At 43.6% G+C, this 19779-nt stretch carries 16 protein-coding genes and 3 pseudogenes; 10 read left to right on the top strand and 9 right to left on the bottom strand.

Going from position 1 to position 19779, the window contains the following annotated elements; all coding sequences use genetic code 11:
• The first annotated feature begins 458 nt into the window (after positions 1-458).
• From NJD71_RS06390 to glyA, 3 genes are all read left to right on the top strand, one after another.
• Positions 459-1838 (top strand): GNAT family N-acetyltransferase, encoded by a 1380-nt coding sequence (locus tag NJD71_RS06390; RefSeq protein ID WP_319051107.1) that lies wholly within the window; start codon positions 459-461, stop codon positions 1836-1838.
• A gap of 99 nt (positions 1839-1937) precedes the next feature.
• Positions 1938-2438, top strand: coding sequence for a chorismate--pyruvate lyase family protein (locus NJD71_RS06385; protein WP_319051106.1), 501 nt, complete (start codon positions 1938-1940; stop codon positions 2436-2438).
• A gap of 468 nt (positions 2439-2906) precedes the next feature.
• Complete coding sequence (glyA, locus tag NJD71_RS06380; protein ID WP_319051105.1) at positions 2907-4163, top strand: serine hydroxymethyltransferase; 1257 nt, start codon at positions 2907-2909, stop codon at positions 4161-4163.
• Positions 4164-4522: 359 nt separating this feature from the next.
• Here the strand turns inward: glyA and NJD71_RS06375 are convergent, their stop codons facing one another.
• The 4 genes and pseudogenes from NJD71_RS06375 to NJD71_RS06360 form a co-directional block, all read right to left on the bottom strand.
• Positions 4523-5281 carry an IS5 family transposase gene (locus NJD71_RS06375; RefSeq protein WP_102078915.1) on the bottom strand — a complete coding sequence of 253 codons (759 nt, stop codon included), beginning with the start codon at positions 5279-5281 and terminating at the stop codon, positions 4523-4525.
• Positions 5282-5352: 71 nt separating this feature from the next.
• Positions 5353-5526: pseudogene (locus tag NJD71_RS06370) on the bottom strand (IS1595 family transposase); the annotation flags it as partial.
• A 202-nt stretch (positions 5527-5728) separates the two neighbouring features.
• Entirely contained in the window at positions 5729-6472 is a 744-nt protein-coding gene (locus NJD71_RS06365; RefSeq protein ID WP_071001644.1) for a TorF family putative porin, read from the bottom strand.
• Positions 6473-6820: 348 nt separating this feature from the next.
• A pseudogene (locus NJD71_RS06360) lies at positions 6821-7048 on the bottom strand (threonine synthase); the annotation flags it as partial.
• 173 nt (positions 7049-7221) lie between these two features.
• Between NJD71_RS06360 and NJD71_RS13985 the strand changes: the two are divergent.
• Positions 7222-7368: pseudogene (locus NJD71_RS13985) on the top strand (DUF3817 domain-containing protein); the annotation flags it as partial.
• Positions 7369-7432: 64 nt separating this feature from the next.
• Here the strand turns inward: NJD71_RS13985 and NJD71_RS06350 are convergent.
• Positions 7433-8191, bottom strand: coding sequence for an IS5 family transposase (locus tag NJD71_RS06350; RefSeq protein ID WP_093071332.1), 759 nt, complete (start codon positions 8189-8191; stop codon positions 7433-7435).
• Positions 8192-8482: 291 nt separating this feature from the next.
• Here NJD71_RS06350 and NJD71_RS06345 point away from each other — a divergent pair, with 291 nt between their 5' ends.
• The gene (locus NJD71_RS06345) at positions 8483-9910 is read left to right on the top strand and encodes an alanine/glycine:cation symporter family protein (protein WP_319051103.1); all 1428 of its coding nucleotides are present in this window, start codon (positions 8483-8485) and stop codon (positions 9908-9910) included.
• A gap of 135 nt (positions 9911-10045) precedes the next feature.
• Here NJD71_RS06345 and gltS read toward each other — a convergent pair whose 3' ends face one another.
• From gltS to NJD71_RS06325, 4 genes are all read right to left on the bottom strand, one after another.
• Positions 10046-11320 (bottom strand): sodium/glutamate symporter, encoded by a 1275-nt coding sequence (gltS, locus tag NJD71_RS06340; RefSeq protein WP_319051102.1) that lies wholly within the window; start codon positions 11318-11320, stop codon positions 10046-10048.
• A gap of 130 nt (positions 11321-11450) precedes the next feature.
• Positions 11451-11885, bottom strand: coding sequence for a barstar family protein (locus NJD71_RS06335; protein ID WP_319051101.1), 435 nt, complete (start codon positions 11883-11885; stop codon positions 11451-11453).
• Positions 11886-11943: 58 nt separating this feature from the next.
• Complete coding sequence (locus NJD71_RS06330) at positions 11944-12756, bottom strand: ribonuclease domain-containing protein (protein WP_319051100.1); 813 nt, start codon at positions 12754-12756, stop codon at positions 11944-11946.
• Positions 12757-12922: 166 nt separating this feature from the next.
• A complete protein-coding gene (locus tag NJD71_RS06325) occupies positions 12923-14224 on the bottom strand; it encodes a glutamate-5-semialdehyde dehydrogenase (RefSeq protein WP_319051099.1) in 1302 nt (433 codons plus the stop codon).
• A gap of 446 nt (positions 14225-14670) precedes the next feature.
• On the opposite strand from NJD71_RS06325, the gene NJD71_RS06320 reads away from it, so the two are divergent.
• From NJD71_RS06320 to NJD71_RS06300, 5 genes are all read left to right on the top strand, one after another.
• Positions 14671-14970 (top strand): hypothetical protein, encoded by a 300-nt coding sequence (locus tag NJD71_RS06320; protein ID WP_319051098.1) that lies wholly within the window; start codon positions 14671-14673, stop codon positions 14968-14970.
• Between the two features lie 410 nt (positions 14971-15380).
• On the top strand, positions 15381-16178 hold the full coding sequence (locus tag NJD71_RS06315) for an ABC transporter ATP-binding protein (RefSeq protein WP_319051097.1): 798 nt from the start codon (positions 15381-15383) through the stop codon (positions 16176-16178).
• 374 nt (positions 16179-16552) lie between these two features.
• Entirely contained in the window at positions 16553-17353 is an 801-nt protein-coding gene (locus NJD71_RS06310; RefSeq protein ID WP_319051096.1) for a transporter substrate-binding domain-containing protein, read from the top strand.
• 138 nt (positions 17354-17491) lie between these two features.
• Complete coding sequence (locus tag NJD71_RS06305) at positions 17492-18310, top strand: transporter substrate-binding domain-containing protein (protein ID WP_114701217.1); 819 nt, start codon at positions 17492-17494, stop codon at positions 18308-18310.
• 131 nt (positions 18311-18441) lie between these two features.
• Positions 18442-19371 carry an ABC transporter substrate-binding protein gene (locus NJD71_RS06300; protein WP_442967657.1) on the top strand — a complete coding sequence of 310 codons (930 nt, stop codon included), beginning with the start codon at positions 18442-18444 and terminating at the stop codon, positions 19369-19371.
• The last annotated feature ends 408 nt before the right edge of the window (positions 19372-19779 follow it).

Here is a 19779-nt window from a genome sequence, read left to right as displayed (position 1 = left end):
ATTCAAGACGGGTAAAGCATTTTCTTTTAATAATATTTATTCAAACAGCACTCTTAGGCAATACGTCAACTGTGATGCGATATTGCTTAAGAGTCATTCACTGACGGTATATTATAATCAATCCACTATAAATCCGATAGGTTGTCAATCATATACGATGAACCAAGTATACTGTTTTAATCCATATCCTATGGTTTGAATTGTACTAAGCTAATAACAACCTTATTCTACCAGTCATCGGCTTCGATATCATCTTTTCCATACAACTACTGTCTTTTTATGGGCTTTTATATCGACCTAAATGCTACAGCAACCGCGTAATAAAAAACCATCTACTTCTCAATCGGTGGTTTTTTATTATGCCGCAATAATTTTTGCAAATTGTGACAGCAAAACCGCAAAAATTTGCTAGGCTAGGTCATCAACACATAGATTATCTATATATAGCGACGATGAATATGAGTTTAGAGTATGCGCTGATCAATGATACCAGTTGGCAGAGCCAGACAGAATGGCAAACGCCAGATACCCCTTTTATGTCATTTGAGTTTTGGCAAGCATTGACTGACACTGGCGCGATTGGTGAGCAAGCAGGCTGGTTACCAATATTTATTTTGGTACATCGTGTCGACGCTCATGCTGATAGTGAAGACAGTACCAGTGGCACAGTAAGCAGCACTGCAAACAATGCATGGCAACCTGTGGCCGTGATGCCTGTATTTATAAAGGGTCATCATCGCGGTGAGTTTGTATTTGATCATTCATGGGCGGAAGCTTACGCGCGCTATGGCGTAGATTATTATCCGCGTTTGGTCACCAGCGTGCCTTATACTCCGATTACGGGTCAGCGTCTTTGGATAGCAAAAGGGCAAACCCTAAATGAAGATATCCTCAAAACAGCCATTGCAGGTATCGATGATATTGCCCAGCAAGTAGGTGCCTCAAGCTGGCATGGGCTATTTGTCACTCCTACGCTGGCATCTATTGCTACCACCTCTATGCCCACTGAATTTGATGTAGAGCGTGCGATAGTCGCGCAAGAGAGTGGTGCTGATTCTGTGCCTATCGATATGCCTATACTCGAGCGCCAAGGCTGCCAGTTCTTATGGCAAAACAAAGACTTGCTCAATAAAAGTCAACCATTTGCTGATTTTGATTCGTTTTTGATGACGCTAAAAGCCAAAAAACGCAAAACCATTCGTGCCGAGCGCCGCAAAGTTGCAGAGCAAGGTATCACCTGTGAGCGAAAGTGCGGCGATGCAATCAGTGAGGCAGACTGGAAAGCCTTTTATCATTGCTATGTCATGACCTATGCGGTGCGTGGACAGCAGCCTTATCTCACGCTAGACTTTTTTATGGCATTGGCAGCGAGTATGTCTGAACATATTATGCTCGCACAAGCGTTTGATGCTGGTGGTGAGATTATCGCGAGTAGTCTGTTCTTATATGATGACCCTGATAGTGATAATGAGAATCCTGATAGCGACAATGTTGATGTTAGTGATAATGCGACCTTATATGGTCGATACTGGGGTGCGCTTGGTGAGTATGACAGTTTGCATTTTGAGCTGTGCTATTATCAAGGTCTTGAGTTTGCCATTGAGCAGGGGCTAGTTGCTTTTGATCCTGGGACACAAGGGGAGCATAAATTGGTTCGAGGATTTATTCCAACAACGACGCACTCTATCCACCGTATTTATGATCCGCGGTTTGTACCTGCGATTGGTGACTTTTGTATGAGAGACCGGATGCATATGGCACAGTATCGCAAGCAGGCGTTTGAGGCGCTACCTTTTAACGCGGATAATATGCCTGATTTTAATAGTAGCAACTCATAGCAGTCACTTATAACGGCAATAGGCCATGGTGAATGCTTCTTCTACGCGCAAGCACCTTTTAACTATCAAATACCTATCAAAGCGTACCAGCTATCAACTATGACCTGTAACCTTTCTCATTCTACACATTGTCTACCACCTACTGAGCTATTGCCTTGGCTGGGTGCCAAAGGCTCTCTCACTGCTATGCTAGAAGAGAGGTCAGGGCAGCCGCTGCGGGTAAAACGTAGCTTTGAGGGCTATCGACAGCTGTCTTTAATGCAAAAAAAGCAACTGGGTATCACAGGTGGTATGTTAGGGCGACCGCTGCTGGCATGGGTGCGTGAAGTACATCTCTATGGCTGTGATGATGCGCCATGGGTACAAGCCCAAAGTATCTTTCCTCTATATAGTTTGCAGGGTCAGGCACGTCGTCTTCAGCAACTAAAAAATACCCCTATCGGCTATGTGCTGTTCAAGCGCTGCCGTACCTTGCCGAACGAGCGTTTTATTAGCCATACGAGTGACGGTTGGCAACGGCAAACGCGTTATGACTGGTATGGCCGCACACTCATGATTAGCGAAACGTTCTTACCTGCGTTTTTATCTAACGATCTATAAAAATATTTTATGCCTTTATCAGTATAAAAAGGCAGTCAAGCGAAAACTTTCAATGGGTAAATCCTTTATTTTGTTGGCTATTTAGCTGCGTTATATGACCATTTAATTCGCTCATCTTAAGGTGAGGTTTTTTTGCGCTCATCGCACAAATTTTCATGTTACACTTAATCTTTCGCAGTGATATCGATGCAAATGTATATCGATTTTATTGACGAATCAGTCAAGTTAATAGCAGGTTAATCGCCTGTGTTTGTTCTTATTTTATTCTTTGCTAATAGACGCCATTCACAATAGTGGACATACCATAAGACAGAACGTAAAAAGACAACAGATTGTAGAAAAACAGAGTGCAGAGGTGTTTAACATACCTCAAGCGACGTTGACGCATTAGTTGTTTTATTGTGGGCAGGCTATCAGCTTCTTTTCAATGACATTTTTTCAATGACAGTCACTACTTAGGACATCACTATGTTTAAAGATATTTCTATCAAAGATTTTGATCCAGTACTTGCTGAAGCCATGGCTGCAGAAAGCGTTCGTCAAGAAAACCATATCGAATTGATTGCGTCTGAGAACTACTGCTCACAAGCAGTGATGGAAGCGCAGGGTACTGACCTGACCAATAAATACGCGGAAGGCTATCCTGGTAAGCGTTACTACGGTGGTTGTGAGCATGTGGATGTCGTTGAACAATTGGCAATTGACCGTGCAAAAGAGTTGTTCGGTGCTGAGTATGTCAACGTCCAGCCACATTCTGGTAGCCAAGCAAACTCTGCGGTATTTTTAGCATTGCTAGAAGCAAATGACACCGTACTGGGCATGAGCTTAGACGCTGGTGGTCACTTGACACATGGCGCGCACATTAATTTCTCAGGCCTGAACTACAATGCTGTACAGTATGGGTTGGTAGACGGTACTGGTTTGATCGATTATGACCAAGTAGACGCTCTAGCACGTGAACACAAGCCAAAAATGATCATTGCTGGCTTTTCAGCGTATTCACAAGTAGTCGATTGGCAGCGTTTCCGTGACATCGCTGACGAAGTAGGCGCGTACCTGTTGGTAGATATGGCACACGTTGCTGGTCTGGTTGCAGGCGGTGTTTATCCAAACCCAATACCTTTTGCTGATGTAGCCACCACTACCACGCACAAGACCCTACGTGGTCCGCGTTCAGGTATGATCTTGTCACGTGATGAAAAATTGGCTAAAAAGCTTAATTCTGCGGTATTCCCAGGCAACCAAGGCGGCCCGTTGATGCACGTCATCGCGGCAAAAGCAGTCTGCTTTAAAGAAGCGCTAGAAGACAACTTCAAAACTTATCAACAGCAAGTAGTCAAGAATGCACAAGCAATGGCGAAAGTCATCCAAGAGCGCGGTTATGACATCATCTCTGGTGGTACTGAAAACCATCTGATGCTGATCAGCCTCGTTAAGCAAGAAATGACCGGTAAAGAAGCGGACAAGTGGCTTGGTGATGCACACATCACTGTCAACAAAAACGCAGTACCAAACGATCCAAAGTCACCATTCGTGACCTCTGGTATCCGTATTGGTACGCCAGCAATCACGACTCGTGGCTTTAACGAAGCGCAAGCCGCCGACTTAGCAGGCTGGATCTGTGACGTGTTAGACAGTCGCGGTGATGAAGCAGTTGCAACTGAAGTACGTGGTAAAGTAGAAGCGATCTGCAAAGAGCTACCAGTGTACGAGAAAAACCAGTAAACTTAAATCTATACTGATTGAGTCAGCTTTCCTTAAAAGCTGCCAAAATAAAAACCGCTTAGCATTTGCTAGGCGGTTTTTTTGTTGTCCTCTATAAATATCTGAGCATCTAGCGCAACCTTGTGCTGGTATTATCATCTAGTAATTTTAAGCAACTTTAAGTCTGTTATGTATACTTCAAACCACTATCAACATTATTTGACAAATATAGTGGATTCGCCTGAATTTGATTGTCAATATGAGAGCGCTAAGTTGATGTTTAGTCGAGAAAAACATATAAATTTTTTTTGTTTATACAAGAGTATTAGTATATAGTCAGCATTGAACGTTTAGTAATAATACTAGGGTGTGTATAGAATTCAAATGAGTGGCAACCAGATAAAGACACAAGCAAGCATTACCGCCGCTGCATAGCTATCTTTGAGCTTATCATATCGCGTGGCAATGCCCCTAAAATGTTTCAATCTAGCAAAAGCGTTTTCTACCAAATGACGGCAACGATACAAATACCAATCTAGTGTGTCGTTACAGCTTTTAGAGTTCGACTTAACGGGTATGACTGACTCAGCACAGTGCTTGAAGATACACTCTCTAATATCACTACTATCGTAGCCCCTGTCTGCAATCACCGCTTTAGTCTGGTTATTAATCGTGCTATCTATCAACGTCTTTGCCATCTTAGCGTCATGCACTTGCCCACCTGTCAGCTCAATATGTATAGGGTTACCACAAGCATCGACCACTAAGTGCAGTTTGCTGCTATTACCTGCAACACTTTTACCAATGGCCTCATCAAGATGACTGGCTACACCTGAACTATGCTGATGAGCTTTGACCACGCTACCGTCTATAAATAACCATTCACTATCATAGTTTGCTGTGACTATCTTCATGAGCTTTTGCCATTTACCGGTTTTACGCCAGTAACGGTATTGATGATATATGCGAGACCAATGACCAAAATAAGAAGGTAAGTCTCGCCATGGACAGCCTACTCGTATGCGGTACAACATGCCTTCAACGGTACGTCTTAGATTGGGCTTGTTATATACGTTAATTTGTCGCAATATAATAAATAGCTTGTGCCAATGTTCATCGTTGAGCTTGGTGCGAGTCATAAGTGATGCCTTATTTCTTTGTTGTGGTAAACATTAGAGTAAGGCGTTGCTTATTTTTTTCAATGTTTTCTCAATTCTATACAGCCCCTATTCTCGTAAATAAGCAGTCTTAGCCTATGAAAGTAATAACTGGCTGTGGTTTTATTAACACCAATTAGGCTTGCTGCTGTTCTCGCGGTAGAACCGGCAACAAATAACTCGATGAGTCTGCTTTGTTTATACCAACTTAGTTTACTCTTTCTCATAGTGCTATCCTAAATAATTTTACTCATCTAGGACAGCCCCTTCTTTTTAATCTATTCAAACAATCTTTATTCGATATAAATATTAAGCATTTAACATGCCAAGACGTATTTAGAACCAATTCTCCATAAAAAAATCCTGCCTTGAAGTAAGACAGGATTTTTTTATCGCAAGGCTAATTTTCTAGCCTATGCTATTTACAACTTAGAATGCTTTAGTAATTGTAAATACAGCACCAGTCTCTACACCACGTTTGTACGGGTTGGTGTCGGCGTCAATATTTGTGCCGACAGCAGCAAGCTCAGCTGACAGGTCTTCAACAGAAGCAAAGCTGTAAGTCACACCAACTTTCCAGTCGATGTAGTTATCATCGCCACTAGCGTTATCACTGAAATCATAATCGTCAGCAGTGGTATAACCTAAGCTTGCTACACCACCGAAAGATGCGCTCAATGGCATGCTATAAGTCAGGTTTAAATACCATGCATCAGTATCTAAGCCAAAAAAATCATTAGTGAAATTCACGCTTGCAAGCAAACTGTCACCAACAGTGATGGTGTCTGCAAAACCTAGACGTGCATACAGCTCAAGCCAATTCAAATCAGAAGCACTTGGATAGCCGTAGTACCATAAACCGACATCTAAAACTGGTTTAGACGCCAAAGAGCCAAGTTCAGTGCTATAACCTACATATGGATCGAGCTCTAATGAGCTACCAAAGCCGACATTCGAGCCCCAGACACCTGCGTATAAGCCAGAGCTATGGGTTAATCCATAACCAACTTGAACGGCAGGGTCGCTTTCAGTTTGTGTCATACCACGATAGCGGTAATCTGAAGTCATTGCTGCAGTACCAGAGAATGATACATCGCTTTCAGCTGCCATAGTCAAGCCACTTGCACAAGTGAGTAAAGATGCAGCCACTAATGTAGAAAGTTTAAAGTTCATGTTGGTATTCCCCCAAGCTGTTTATTACAAATGTTCAAATCGAAATGATTTGACTCTGAACTTGTTATTGAAATTGCAAAGGGCGTGCCAACTTTATTAAGTTACTGTTTTATCTTATTTCTTTGCAATAAAACTGCAATAACTTACAAAACCAACTTTGAAGCATTATTGTATTGCACAAATATTGGGCGATTTATTGATTTTGCACCAAAACAAATCAAACTGTATCAAATTGTTTGTAAATAGGAATTATTCTTATACAGTTTATATTCTGCACGATGCAATAAAAAAAACCAACCGCAGTTGGTTGGCTTTTTAAGTATTTTCTTCTGAGCAAAGCATGAAAAATTATTTTTCCATATTTGATAGGATTGATGTTCTGACATCATCCAATGTGGCATTGATGGTGAGCATCACGGCATCGGCACATTGTTTGATCGCAGTGTCAGGATCTTTTAGACCATTACCCGTCACTGTGCAAACGATCACCGAACCTTCAGCGATTTTACCTGCTTTAATATCACGGATTGCACCGCCGATTGAAGCCGCCGATGCAGGCTCAACGAATACGCCTTTTACTTCTAATACTCTTGGATTAGGTTTGGTCATTTTTTATCCTTTTAGCTGTCTAGTTAACCCACTTTAAAAATGATACAGTGCTACTGGGATGAATTTTGTGCAGCCTCTGTGTAAGCAGCACGCAAAGAAAATTTATACCAGTAGCGCGTTTAAATCCATAACATTTTTACATTCAGCTGACTATAGGCTATCTAGAAGGCACCTCTTTCTTATTATTGCTCTTCATCGCCATGCCACTAAAATATATGATGGACATTCCAGAAGGTGTGAAATACATCGGTATGGCACACGGTATGTTGTTTATTACCTATATCATACCCCACTCTCAACTTCGAAAGTGATTGAAAAAAGAAGAGCACCTCACTAGGGTGTGTATAGAACTCAAATGAGTGGCAACCAGATAAAGACACAAGCGAGCATTACCGCCGCTGCATAGCTATCTTTGAGCTTATCATATCGCGTGGCAATGCCCCTAAAATGTTTCAATCTAGCAAAAGCGTTTTCTACCAAATGACGGCAACGATACAAATACCAATCTAGTGTGTCGTTACAGCTTTTAGAGTTCGACTTAACGGGTATGACTGACTCAGCACAGTGCTTGAAGATACACTCTCTAATATCACTACTATCGTAGCCCCTGTCTGCAATCACCGCTTTAGTCTGGTTATTAATCGTGCTATCTATCAACGTCTTTGCCATCTTAGCGTCATGCACTTGCCCACCTGTCAGCTCAATATGTATAGGGTTACCACAAGCATCGACCACTAAGTGCAGTTTGCTGCTATTACCTGCAACACTTTTACCAATGGCCTCATCAAGATGACTGGCTGCACCTGAACTATGCTGATGAGCTTTGACCACGCTACCGTCTATAAATAACCATTCACTATCATAGTTTGCTGTGACTATCTTCATGAGCTTTTGCCATTTACCGGTTTTACGCCAGTAACGGTATTGATGATATATGCGAGACCAATGACCAAAATAAGAAGGTAAGTCTCGCCATGGACAGCCTACTCGTATGCGGTACAACATGCCTTCAACGGTACGTCTTAGATTGGGCTTGTTATATACGTTAATTTGTCGCAATATAATAAATAGCTTGTGCCAATGTTCATCGTTGAGCTTGGTGCGAGTCATAAGTGATGCCTTATTTCTTTGTTGTGGTAAACATTAGAGTAAGGCGTTGCTTATTTTTTTCAATGTTTTCTCAATTCTATACAGCCCCTAATACAAAGTATAATAAATAATTACACTTTGTATTAGTGTCGATGTAATTGATTAAGTAACGATATAAATATTATTTTTACTAAAGGGATTTATATGAAAAAACAATCTTTAGTCGCAACGATGCTATTACTTAGCACTACTCTTGCCTAGGCAGCAGAGCAATCAGGTCTAGCAGCATTTGGGGCAGGTCTCGACAGTTTCATGGCCAGTATATTTGGCTGGTTCGTTGATCTTATTTTCTTCTCAGTACCGCTTGGGGACGTTAGCTTCCCACTCATTGTAGGTTGGTTATTGATTGCCGCCTTAGTCTTTACCTTTTATTTTGGCTTTATTCAATTTCGCCAAATAGGTTTGTCTCTAGATATTGTCAGAGGCAAATATACTGATCCTAATCCCGCTACCAAAGAAGAAGGCGAGGTCAGCCATTTTCAAGCCTTAGCGACTGCCTTATCAGGTACCGTTGGTCTTGGTAATATCGCAGGTGTTGGTGCCGCGCTTGCTATTGGTGGGCCTGGTGCTACCTTTTGGATGATTATGGTCGGCCTATTCGGTATGGCGACTAAGTTTGTAGAGTGTACGCTAGGTGTCAAATACCGGACGGTATTACCATCTGGCGTCGTATCAGGTGGTCCTATGTACTACCTAAGTCGCGGTATGTCTGAACGCGGTATGGGCGGATTAGGTAAGTTTCTAGCGGTTGGTTTTGCACTTATGTGTATATTGGCGACCTTTGGTGCTGGTAACATGTTCCAAGGTAACCAAGCCTTTGCAGTAGTCAGCTCTACTTTTAACGTGCCAACGGAATACAGTCTATTCTTTGGTATTGGCTTAGCGTTTTTAGTTGGTATGGTTATCATTGGCGGTATGCCGCGCATCGCAACCGTTACCGAAAAAGTCGTACCATTCATGGCGTTGTTGTATATCACTATGGCGGTAATCGTACTGGTTGCTAACTTTAATCTCATCGGCGCTGCATTTGGTGAGATTTTCACGGGTGCCTTCACTGGTGCTGGCGTGGCTGGTGGCTTTATTGGTGCGTTGATTCAAGGTTTAAAACGTGCGACCTTCTCTAACGAAGCAGGTGTTGGTTCAGCTGCTATTGCTCACTCGGCGGTGAAAACCAAAGAACCTGCTACTGAAGGTTTAGTCGCGCTGTTGGAGCCTTTCATTGATACAGTTGTTATCTGTACCATGACGGCACTTGTTATCACCATCTCTGGAGTGAACACTGCCGCAAACTTGCAAACGCAAGCGATCACTGGTGTGGATTTAACCCGTGCAGCCTTTATGGAAACGGCGCCTATCTTCCAGTACTTCCTAGCGGTTGCGGTATTATTGTTCGCATTTTCAACGATGATTTCATGGTCATACTATGGTCTAAAAGCTTGGACTTACCTCTTCGGTGAAGGTAAAGGCGGCGAGATGATATACAAACTTATCTTCTTAGTGTTCGTTGTTATCGGTACTATCGTACAGTTTAGCTTTGTTATCGATTTCTCAGATGCGGCTCTGTTCGCTATGGCGATCTTTAACATCATCGGTCTATACTTCTTGATGCCAATTGTGAAGAAAGAAGTGAATTCTTTCGTCGCTCGTGTGAAGAGTGGTGAAATCAAAAAGTATAAATAGTGGGTTTGATTAAATACGCTATGATAACTTGATAATTAAAAAAGCCCGCCAAGATGAGTCTTGGCGGGCTTTTTGATGTCTGGCATTCTTGATTTTATAGAAAGCTATCAATCTTCAATCTACGACAGCATTAGCCTACATAAACGGCAACTTGGTAAATATCTGCAATATCGTCGCATTGACGATATCGACAAAGAACGCACCTACCATTGGCACGATTAAAAATGCTTTAGGCGAGGGCAGATAGCGATCCGTAACTGCTTGCATATTGGCAATCGCCGTCGGGGTCGCCCCCATACCAAAACCGCAATGTCCTGCTGATAGTACCGCCGCATCATAGTCTTTGCCCATGACTTTAAAGGTAATTAGGTAGACATAGATAATCATAATGATGGTCTGTACGACCAATATAATCAATACAGGACCTGCCAAATCGGTCAATTGCCATAGTTTCAAGGACAGCAATGCCATCGCCAAAAACAGACTCAATGACGCATTACCAAGCACATCAATCGAGCGGTCAAACATATCAAAGTTGAAGACCATGGTTAGTACATTACGTATGATCACGCCGCCTGCCAGTGCCCACACGAATGTCGGCAACTCAAACCAAGTGCCTTCAGCAACTATGGCCATCACATCGGCAAAAGCCAAAGCGCCTGCAAATAGCGCTAAGGTTTCGATAGTAGAGGACGCTGTGATAAAGCGCATGCTATCAGGTCTCTCAAAGATATCTTTATTACTACCTGCCGACTCCTCATCGTGTTTGGTGCTATATAACGACTGTGCACCAGCAACTTTTTCTATATCGCTTGGGTTCGGATTAGCAGGCGTAGGCTTTAAGCCAAGTCGATTGATCAGACGACGCGCCACGGGACCACCGACGATACCGCCTGCGACCAAACCATAAGTCGCAACGGCGATACCCAATGTGGTCGCGCCAACCACGCCGTAGTCCTCTTCTAAGGTAATGCCCCAAGCCCCAGCAGTACCGTGACCACCCGTCAGAGCGATAGAACCTGTGACCAGACCGAGTAGTGGATCAAGCCCTAATGCACTTGCCATAGCCACACCAACGACATCTTGTAGCACGATAAATACGGACACTACGATGGTGAAGATTAATAGCGGTGTACCGCCCGCTTTTAGACGACTAAAATCAGCGCTCAGACCGATAGAGGCAAAAAACATCAACATGGTGGCAGTTTGTAATCCTTGATGAAAGTTGAAGCTATATCCCCAAACCATATTGAGAACATAGACAACAATCGCTGCGACTAGACCGCCTGCAACAGACTCAGGAATATTGAAGTCTTCTAAAAACTTGACTCTCTTTACCAAAAAACGCCCCAGCAGTAGCACTAAGGTCGCGAGTATCAGGGTGTAATAACCGTTTAAGGTAATCTCCATAGGTTAATCCTTTGTATAAAATAAATTAACCTGAATTCGGGATAAATATGGCTTTATCTCGAATTCAGGTTTCTATGATTCAGGTTTTTATGGTGATGAATGATTAACGGTGATTACTTTATTAACAACACTAGACCTCATCTGCAGATGGCACAATGATCCACAATTGTGGTTTTCCAAAGTCTCGATAGGCATCTTCAATGATGCACTTAAACATATTGAAGTCTTCGGTGTTTATACTTTTTGCTCCCGTCAAATCAAGCATCAGATGCATCACATCGCTATCTGTCAGGCAGTCCCATGTACTGTCCCAGTTATGCGAAAAGTAATCAGGGAACTCACAGGCGCAGGCAAGACTCGTCAATAGCGTGGTTTTATCCAGTATGTCACCCGCCGGTATGGTAACAGCCTGCGCAGGAATATCCGCATGTAGTGCTGTACCGTTTTGGTTAATGTGGCTTTGATTAATACGGTCTTGATCAACATGGCTTTGGTTAATATAGTGGATGGCTTTGCTTATACTTTCTTGATCGATATTTTCTTTTTTTATATCTACTTGTTTCATGTCCGTTGTTCCTTATCTATGCTGCATATCTGTTTGCTCAGTATTTGTTTGTTTAGCACTAAGGCACCTGCAGTCTTTGAAAACTATCGTAATGATCAATGGTCAAGTAATACACAGTAGGTGGATAACCCCCTGTGACGATACGACGTGCGCCGCGATGTGAGACGCCAGGTGTGGGTACGGTGTATTCGCGGTAGTAGCCTTGTGACTGTGTCGGTAGCCTGCCTTCACGATTATAAAATGTCGTGCCATCCTTATTTGGGTAAGGGTATGGTCCACCTTGCTGAATGAGCGCAATCGTATCATCGACTTGTGCATCACCCGTTATGCTAGCAGCAGAGCTATTGGTACTGATTTGACTTGTACTATCTGAGGTAGTTTGCGACAAGGTGGTTGACTCAACACTATCAGCAAACAACGTTGAGCTGATGTCACCAAAGAAATAAACAGCGATGGCGATAATAGCAATGAGGCTAAATAGGGTGGAGCCCAGGCTTCTTGTGTTTTGACGGCTGTTTCGACTGTTGCTTTGACCCCCGTATTGAGTGTTATGTTGTCTACGATTTTGATTAACGGAGTTTTGGTTAATGTGATTTGAATGATTGCGTCGCTTGCTATCACTAGGTGTTTTACTGGGCGCACTTGGCCCAGTATCTGGGTCAATGCTCAACGAAGAAGAGGTCACTTCGGTGGCTCGCAACTGTTTTTTTTCATTACGGGTACTATTGAAATACACGCTTTGACCAACCGTTATAGGCTCTACCAATCGTGCGTTACTAATATGAAAAAACACATCTTCACTTTGGTCATCTACATCGATAAAGCCATAGCCTTTATCCTGATTCCAGTGTTTAATCTTGCCACTTTGCATGGTTGCACCGCTCCCTATAATTTAAATGTCTAACACTTGAATGCCTACAATCTAAAAACTTATGATTTAAATGTCTATAATTTGCATACCTATGACTCAAATAAAAAACGCCAGCAAAATTGCTGACGTTTTTGGTTACTCATGGGCGTAGTGAATGCTCGTATGATTACGCACGAGTCTCGCCATGACCGTAGACGATCCATTTTTGTGAAGTGAGACCTTCGAGACCGACAGGGCCACGTGCATGGATTTTGTCCGTTGAGATACCAATCTCAGCACCCAGACCATATTCGAAACCATCTGCAAAACGGCTAGACGCATTGATCATTACGCTTGCTGAGTCCACTTCGCGGATAAAGCGTTGTGATTTAGTATAGTTATCTGTGATGATAACATCAGTATGGTGACTGCCGTGCGTATTGATATGCTCAATCGCCTCGTCAATGCCTGCAACAACTTTTACCGCGAGGATAGGGGCTAGATACTCAGTATCCCAATCCTCAGAGGTGGCAGCAGATAAATGACCGTTAAGCTTAGCATTTTCGTTTAGGATGGCTTGCGATTTGTCATCAAGACGCAGTTGCATGGCATCATCGGCAGCCACGATGGCTTCAGCAATCTTAGGCAGTAGCTCGCCTGCAACTGCTGCATCGACCAGTAACGTCTCCATCGTGTTACAAGTACCGTAGCGATGGGTTTTGGCATTGACACTGACGTTGATAGCCGTGTCTGTATCAGCATCGCTATCAATAAAGGTATGGCAGTTACCGTCTAGATGCTTGATCACAGGAACTCTAGCGTCGTTACTGATACGTGCAATCAGACCTTTGCCGCCACGTGGCACAATGACATCGACATAGTCAGTCATCGTAATCAACTCACCAACAGCAGCGCGATCGGTGGTTTGCAATACCTGAACACTGTGCTCAGAGAGATCAGTATGACTGAGACCTTTGATGATGCATTTCGCAATCGCTTGGTTCGATTCAAACGCTTCAGAACCACCGCGCAAAATAATCGCGTTACCTGACTTTAGCGCCAGCGAGGCCGCCTCTAATGTTACGTTAGGACGTGATTCATAAATCATACCGACCACACCCAGTGGTACGCGCATTTTGCCAAGATGAATGCCTGATGGCTGATAGGTCATGTCAGTGACTTCGCCGATTGGATCAGGCAGACCAGCCACGTCTTTAAGACCTTGAAGCATACCATCAAAGCGCGCTTCATTTAGCTCTAAGCGATCGAGCAGAGCACTATCAAGGTCGTTCTTTTGACCGTTGTCCATATCGATTTTGTTGGCAGACAAGATATCTTGCTTGGCGTTGATGAGCTCATCATGAATCGCCATGAGCGCGGCGTTTTTATCGCCAGTATTGGCAGCAGCAAGGGCGCGAGAAGCGGCACGTGCTTGCTTACCAACAGAGTGCATGTAAGTTGTGATGTCTGTCGTATTTGCTTGACTCATAAATTATTTTCCTTATGTCATACAGGTTTTATATAGATAAAAGCGGTTCTAAATAAATAAAAGCGCCTAAAAAGGCGAAAATTTGGCAAAAAAAGAAGTTTTGAATGCCTACTTACATAGCGGTAGGTCATTATGCTATTTAAAATAGAGCAGATTGAGGCGATAGTAAAGATGATTTTGTGAACAGCGCCCGCTTTACAACGTGCTGATCATCCTTTATTTAGACAGCGCTGTGAGTTATTTAGTACAGTGCCATGAGCAATATCACGTATTCTCCGCTAGATAATGGTTATCAATACTGCACTCTAACTTTACGTGTCTTTAACAGAACTGTGCTGTAAATACTAAGGTAGCCATGACGCATCATCAGTATAGTAAGCATTAACAAAGCAGCGCTAACAATAGATAGTGCTGGATCATAAAATGATGAATAATGGAGAATGAACATGGCTACTAAAAATGCAACGTATAAAAATTGGTTGATGGCCGGATTGGTTGGAGGCGCGCTTGCGCTCAGTGCGTGTAGTAAAGATGAGACACCGATGGAAACACAAGCTGATACGACTGTTGATGCGCAAACGAGCGTTGAAGAAAACGCCACAGCAAACAGCTCTGACGACGTCGCCGTTGCTACTGCTGATGACGGCATGGTCGTTGAAACGACAGATGATGTGGCTGTTGCAACCGCAGATGACGCAGAGGTGCTCGATGGTACGGAAGATTCAGAGCATGTATCGACTTACTAAGGGCATGTATCGACGTACTAAGAGTTATAGCGTACCCATTTTATGATGCATATGACGGGCGACGCACTGCCATTAGCTGCTGATCAAAGGCTCAATATGGACGCATAAGATAAAAGCACGTCTAGTACGCGAAAGTGATAAAATAAAGCCCAGAGCGACAAATGCCGTCTGGGCTTTTTTAGGTCAACGGTTTATAAAGTAGCCATAATCAGTAGTAACGACTAACTGACTGGTTAAACACAAGATTTGCCTTTTTGCTGTGGAATGAGAGACAATATGGCATTTTTTCTCTTGGCCTGCTCAGGCATAGGACTATTACGATAGTGCTATAGATGCCTATACTATTATATAAAGCTCATATTTATTTTTATTCGTGTTTTCACTCATATTTATTGGAAGTCTGCTGAACCATGCTTGATACCGTAAAAACCCCGACTCGGCCTATCGCCCTAGACTTACAAGACATCCATAAAAGCTATGGCTCATTAGAAGTGCTAAAAGGGGTATCTCTTACCGCCTATGATGGTGATGTCATCTCTATTTTGGGCTCATCAGGCTCAGGTAAATCAACATTGCTGCGTTGCATTAACTTGCTTGAAAACCCAAATCAAGGTCGCATCCTAATCGGCAATGAAGAGCTGATGCTCAAACCTGCCAAGTCAGGCGAGCTGCAAGCATCAGACGTCAAGCAGTTAGAGAGTCTGCGTGCTCGCGTGGGATTTGTCTTCCAAAACTTTAACTTGTGGCCGCATAAGACTATTTTGCAAAACATCATCGAGGGACCGACGCAGGTGCTCAAGATTAAGAAAGCACAGGCGATTAGCGATGCTGAGCAGCTACTCGACAAAGTAGGGCTGCTCGACAAAAAGGACGCTTATCCAGCCAACTTATCGGGTGGTCAGCGTCAACGTGTGGCTATTGCGCGCGCACTTGCTATGAAACCACAAGTACTGTTGTTTGATGAGCCAACCTCGGCATTGGACCCTGAGCTGGTCAACGAAGTACTTGCTGTCATGCGAGAGCTAGCAGAAGAGGGTCGTACGATGCTGATCGTCACCCACGAAATGCGTTTTGCCCGTGAAGTATCCAGTAAAGTAGTCTTCTTGCACCAAGGTGTGGTCGAAGAGATCGGTACGCCTGAGCAAGTCTTTGACAACCCTACCTCTGAGCGTGTCAAAGACTTTATGGCTTCACATCGCCCGAACTAATTCTGCACAAATCAGATGGTAGTAGAATCCTACTGCCATCAGATTTTACCATTATCAAACTCTGCCACAGTCAAACCCTACCATTATTTACTTCTATCGCTACCAAATCTTGCCAAACGCAAAAATCACTATATCGTAACCATTGTTGACTCTTTATTACCCGATAATAACTGTGAGTATGCAAAACGTTTGTTTTTGATATTTTGCTCAGGTATTATCAAAAGGTTTATAGGTAGTCACAGCTGCTGGCTGCCTGTCATTCTGCTATCTATATTGCTTGTCTGGCAGGGACGTCAGAGAACCAAATATCAGAACCTGAAGCCAGAAAATCCTGTCACAACCCTATGTCAAACCCATCAGAATTTAAGGAATGTATGATGTCGAATTCTCGCCTACTGTGGTCATCAATGACCGTCACCGCAGCATTGATGCTGAGTGCTTGTAGCCAACCTGCCAACGAAACAACTGATGCCAGCGCCGATGCACCTGCTGCAGAAACGACTGGGCAAACCATTCGTATTGCAACCGAAGGCGCTTACCCTCCATTCAACTATACCAATGCCGATGGTAGCTTGTCAGGCTTTGATGTCGATGTTGCAAACGCGCTATGTGATCAGATGCAAGCTGAATGTGAAATCGTCGCTCAGGATTGGGACGGTATTATCCCAGGTCTATTGGCACAGAAATATGATGCGGTTGTCGCAGGGATGTCTATCACTGCTGAACGCCAAGAAAAAGTTGACTTCACTGAGCCGTATTTTGCCAACACGATGGTATGGCTAACCAACAATGATGGTAATTTTGATCCGATGGCGATCAACAATGTCACACTAGGTGGACAGCGCTCTACCACGCCAGGGGCTTATCTACAGGATAACTACGAAGGCAAAGAAGGCAACACGGTTCAATTGTATGACAACTATGATAATGCTTACCTAGATCTAAAGTCTGGTCGTAGCGATGCGGTATTGGCCGAAAAAGTCTCTGCCAAATCATGGTTAGCAGACAATACAGAAGGCTTTGGTATTGTTGGTGATGAAATTGATAACGATGACAACATTGCGATTGCTGTGCGTAAAGGGGATGGCCTCAAAGCAGAATTTGATAAAGCATTGAGCGAAATCCGTAGTAACGGTGAGCTTGCACGCCTTGAGCAAAAGAACTTTGGTCAATAATGTTTTCCTGAATGTTTGTACTCAAAACAAGCGATGCTGATAAGTAAAAAACGGTTCAGTATTGCAGAAACAGTTGAGTATAAAGTAGTCAGTAATAAGTGATGATACGGCTGGTAAATATATTAAGGAATAAGAGATATGACAATTTCAATGAGCAAAAAAGCATTGTGGCTAGCGCCGCTTAGCGCAGCAATGCTAATGTTGGCAGGTTGTAACAATAGCGCAGCACCAGAAGAAAGCGCTGAAGCTGATACCGCTACCGAAGCACCTCTAGATATCAAGATCGCCACAGAATCAAGCTATAAGCCTTTTAGTTACACAGACGCTGATGGCAAGCTAATCGGTTATGAGATTGAACTGGTTGACGCATTGTGTGCACAGATGAAAGCTGAGTGTGAAGTGATCTCACAAGATTGGGATGGTTTGATTCCAGGATTGAACGCACAAAAATTTGATGCAGCCATCGCTGGTATGTCGATCACCCCTGAGCGTCAAGAAGTGGTTGATTTTAGTGACCCGTACTTCTATAGCGGCATCATCCTAATTGGCAAAAAAGGCGATGACCTCAGTGTCGATGCGCTAGCAGGTCAGCCAATTGCGTCACAGCGCTCGACGGTCTCCTCACAGTATCTACAAGACGAGCATGCAGATGCTGACATCAAACTTTATGACACGCAAGACAATGCGTACCTAGACCTAACGTCAGGCCGAGTACGCGGTATGATGTCTGACAAAGTCACTGGTACTGATTGGCTAAAAACCGAAGCCGGCAAAGATTACGAAATCAAAGGTCAAGAGATCAGCAGTGACGACGATGCGATGGGTATTGCCTTCCGTAAAGGCGATCCATTGGCTGCAAAATTCAATGCGGCATTGGCTGAGCTAAGAGATAATGGCACTTATGACCAAATCACTGGCAGCTATTTTGGTACCAGCTCGACCGCTGCTGCACAATAAGTAGTCGTCACGGATGGTGTCGAAGAGGTAGTGGTCGCCGACGAGGCGGCAACTAACTAAAAGGACGTCTAGCGAGCGAATTCTTGTTCCTCAAAAGGATGTTGTTTAACTAAGAAAACCCAAGGATGATCATGAGCGACCATTGTGCCCCAGCCTGTGCCACGATTGGCAAATCTGTTATGAGTACCATAACGACCAGTCGTCTATCTGTACCGTTGTTTGCACTAGCAACTGCTTTTGCAGTCTCTGGTTGTAGCAACGGTCAAGACAATGCAAGCGATACTAATCCAGAGGCTACCGATACAGCGGTAGTCACGAAAGAGGACGTATTACGTATCGGGACTGAAGGGGCGTATGCGCCTTTCAACTATACCAATGCGGATGGGACACTTGGCGGTTTTGATGTTGAGATAGCAGAGGCGCTCTGCGCGGATATGCAGGTGACTTGTGAGATTGTGGCGCAAGACTGGGACGGTATTATCCCTGGTCTAAAAGCAGGCAAGTATGATGCGATTGTGGCGGCGATGTCGGTCACACCAGAGCGCGCAGAGCAGGTAAGCTTTACCGATCCGTACTTCAGTAATGCCTTGGTTTTTTTGGCCAAAAAAGACAGTAACTTCGACCCCAGCAATCCTAGCGATATTGACTCTCATTCGATTGCCGCACAGCGCTCGACTATCTCATCACAGTGGTTTGAAGATACTTACCCACAAGCTGAGATGAAGCTTTATGATACGCTGAGCAATGCATTTTTGGATCTTGGGTCGAACCGTGTTGATGCCATGATCTCTGATAAGCTGCCAGCGATAGAGTGGCTCAGCTCACCTGCTGGTAGCAAGTATGCGCTAAAAGGTGATGAGATTGATATCAATGATAACTTTGCCATAGCGGTACGTCCAGGCGACCCGCTACAGGCAAAGATCAATCAATCTCTAGCCAATATCAAGGCTAATGGCACATACGATGCAATCAATGAGAAGTACTTTGCGGTATCAGCAGCTGAGACGAGCACGGTCAGTACAGAAGCCACTGAACAGCCAGCGGTAGCAGACGTTAGCTGATGTCTAATAGCAATAAAAAATACTGATTCAAAATTACTGATCAAAAATTACTGTTTTGATTCGCAAAAGGATATTGCTGTCATGGCGATGTCCTTTTTTATCAATTCCTAAACGTACTCTATACTCATAGCGTAGTCATCGTTATTCCCTATCCATTTTACTCAAATTTAGTCAGTCTTTTTTCTGGTTATCAGTCCAAGTGTCTGTTTAGGTACGGTTTAGGCACAGCTTTTACGCGTCAGTATTAACATCACGGCGAGTGAATATGATAAAATCAGCGCTCATTTCTACCGTGTCAATTATCGTAGCGCTAATCGTATTCTTCTGACGTCGTTTTTTGACGCCGACCATCCCTATTGATTTGGTATAAAATACGGTGTTTCGCCGCGTTCAGCTATTGATGCTGAT

The sequence above is a fragment of the Psychrobacter sp. PP-21 genome (assembly GCF_033790785.1).
Classification (GTDB): Bacteria; Pseudomonadota; Gammaproteobacteria; order Pseudomonadales; family Moraxellaceae; genus Psychrobacter.
The sequence above is the reverse complement of the archived record's forward strand: the minus strand, read 5'-3'. Positions and strand labels throughout refer to the sequence as shown.

Coding starts and splice junctions, on each gene's coding strand:
- NJD71_RS06390 (WP_319051107.1), top strand. CDS start 459: ATGAGTTTAGAGTATGCGCTGATCAATGATACCAGTTGGCAGAGCCAG.
- NJD71_RS06385 (WP_319051106.1), top strand. CDS start 1,938: ATGACCTGTAACCTTTCTCATTCTACACATTGTCTACCACCTACTGAG.
- glyA (WP_319051105.1), top strand. CDS start 2,907: ATGTTTAAAGATATTTCTATCAAAGATTTTGATCCAGTACTTGCTGAA.
- NJD71_RS06375 (WP_102078915.1), bottom strand. CDS start 5,281: ATGACTCGCACCAAGCTCAACGATGAACATTGGCACAAGCTATTTATT.
- NJD71_RS06365 (WP_071001644.1), bottom strand. CDS start 6,472: ATGAACTTTAAACTTTCTACATTAGTGGCTGCATCTTTACTCACTTGT.
- NJD71_RS06350 (WP_093071332.1), bottom strand. CDS start 8,191: ATGACTCGCACCAAGCTCAACGATGAACATTGGCACAAGCTATTTATT.
- NJD71_RS06345 (WP_319051103.1), top strand. CDS start 8,483: ATGGCCAGTATATTTGGCTGGTTCGTTGATCTTATTTTCTTCTCAGTA.
- gltS (WP_319051102.1), bottom strand. CDS start 11,320: ATGGAGATTACCTTAAACGGTTATTACACCCTGATACTCGCGACCTTA.
- NJD71_RS06335 (WP_319051101.1), bottom strand. CDS start 11,885: ATGAAACAAGTAGATATAAAAAAAGAAAATATCGATCAAGAAAGTATA.
- NJD71_RS06330 (WP_319051100.1), bottom strand. CDS start 12,756: ATGCAAAGTGGCAAGATTAAACACTGGAATCAGGATAAAGGCTATGGC.
- NJD71_RS06325 (WP_319051099.1), bottom strand. CDS start 14,224: ATGAGTCAAGCAAATACGACAGACATCACAACTTACATGCACTCTGTT.
- NJD71_RS06320 (WP_319051098.1), top strand. CDS start 14,671: ATGGCTACTAAAAATGCAACGTATAAAAATTGGTTGATGGCCGGATTG.
- NJD71_RS06315 (WP_319051097.1), top strand. CDS start 15,381: ATGCTTGATACCGTAAAAACCCCGACTCGGCCTATCGCCCTAGACTTA.
- NJD71_RS06310 (WP_319051096.1), top strand. CDS start 16,553: ATGATGTCGAATTCTCGCCTACTGTGGTCATCAATGACCGTCACCGCA.
- NJD71_RS06305 (WP_114701217.1), top strand. CDS start 17,492: ATGACAATTTCAATGAGCAAAAAAGCATTGTGGCTAGCGCCGCTTAGC.
- NJD71_RS06300 (WP_442967657.1), top strand. CDS start 18,442: ATGAGCGACCATTGTGCCCCAGCCTGTGCCACGATTGGCAAATCTGTT.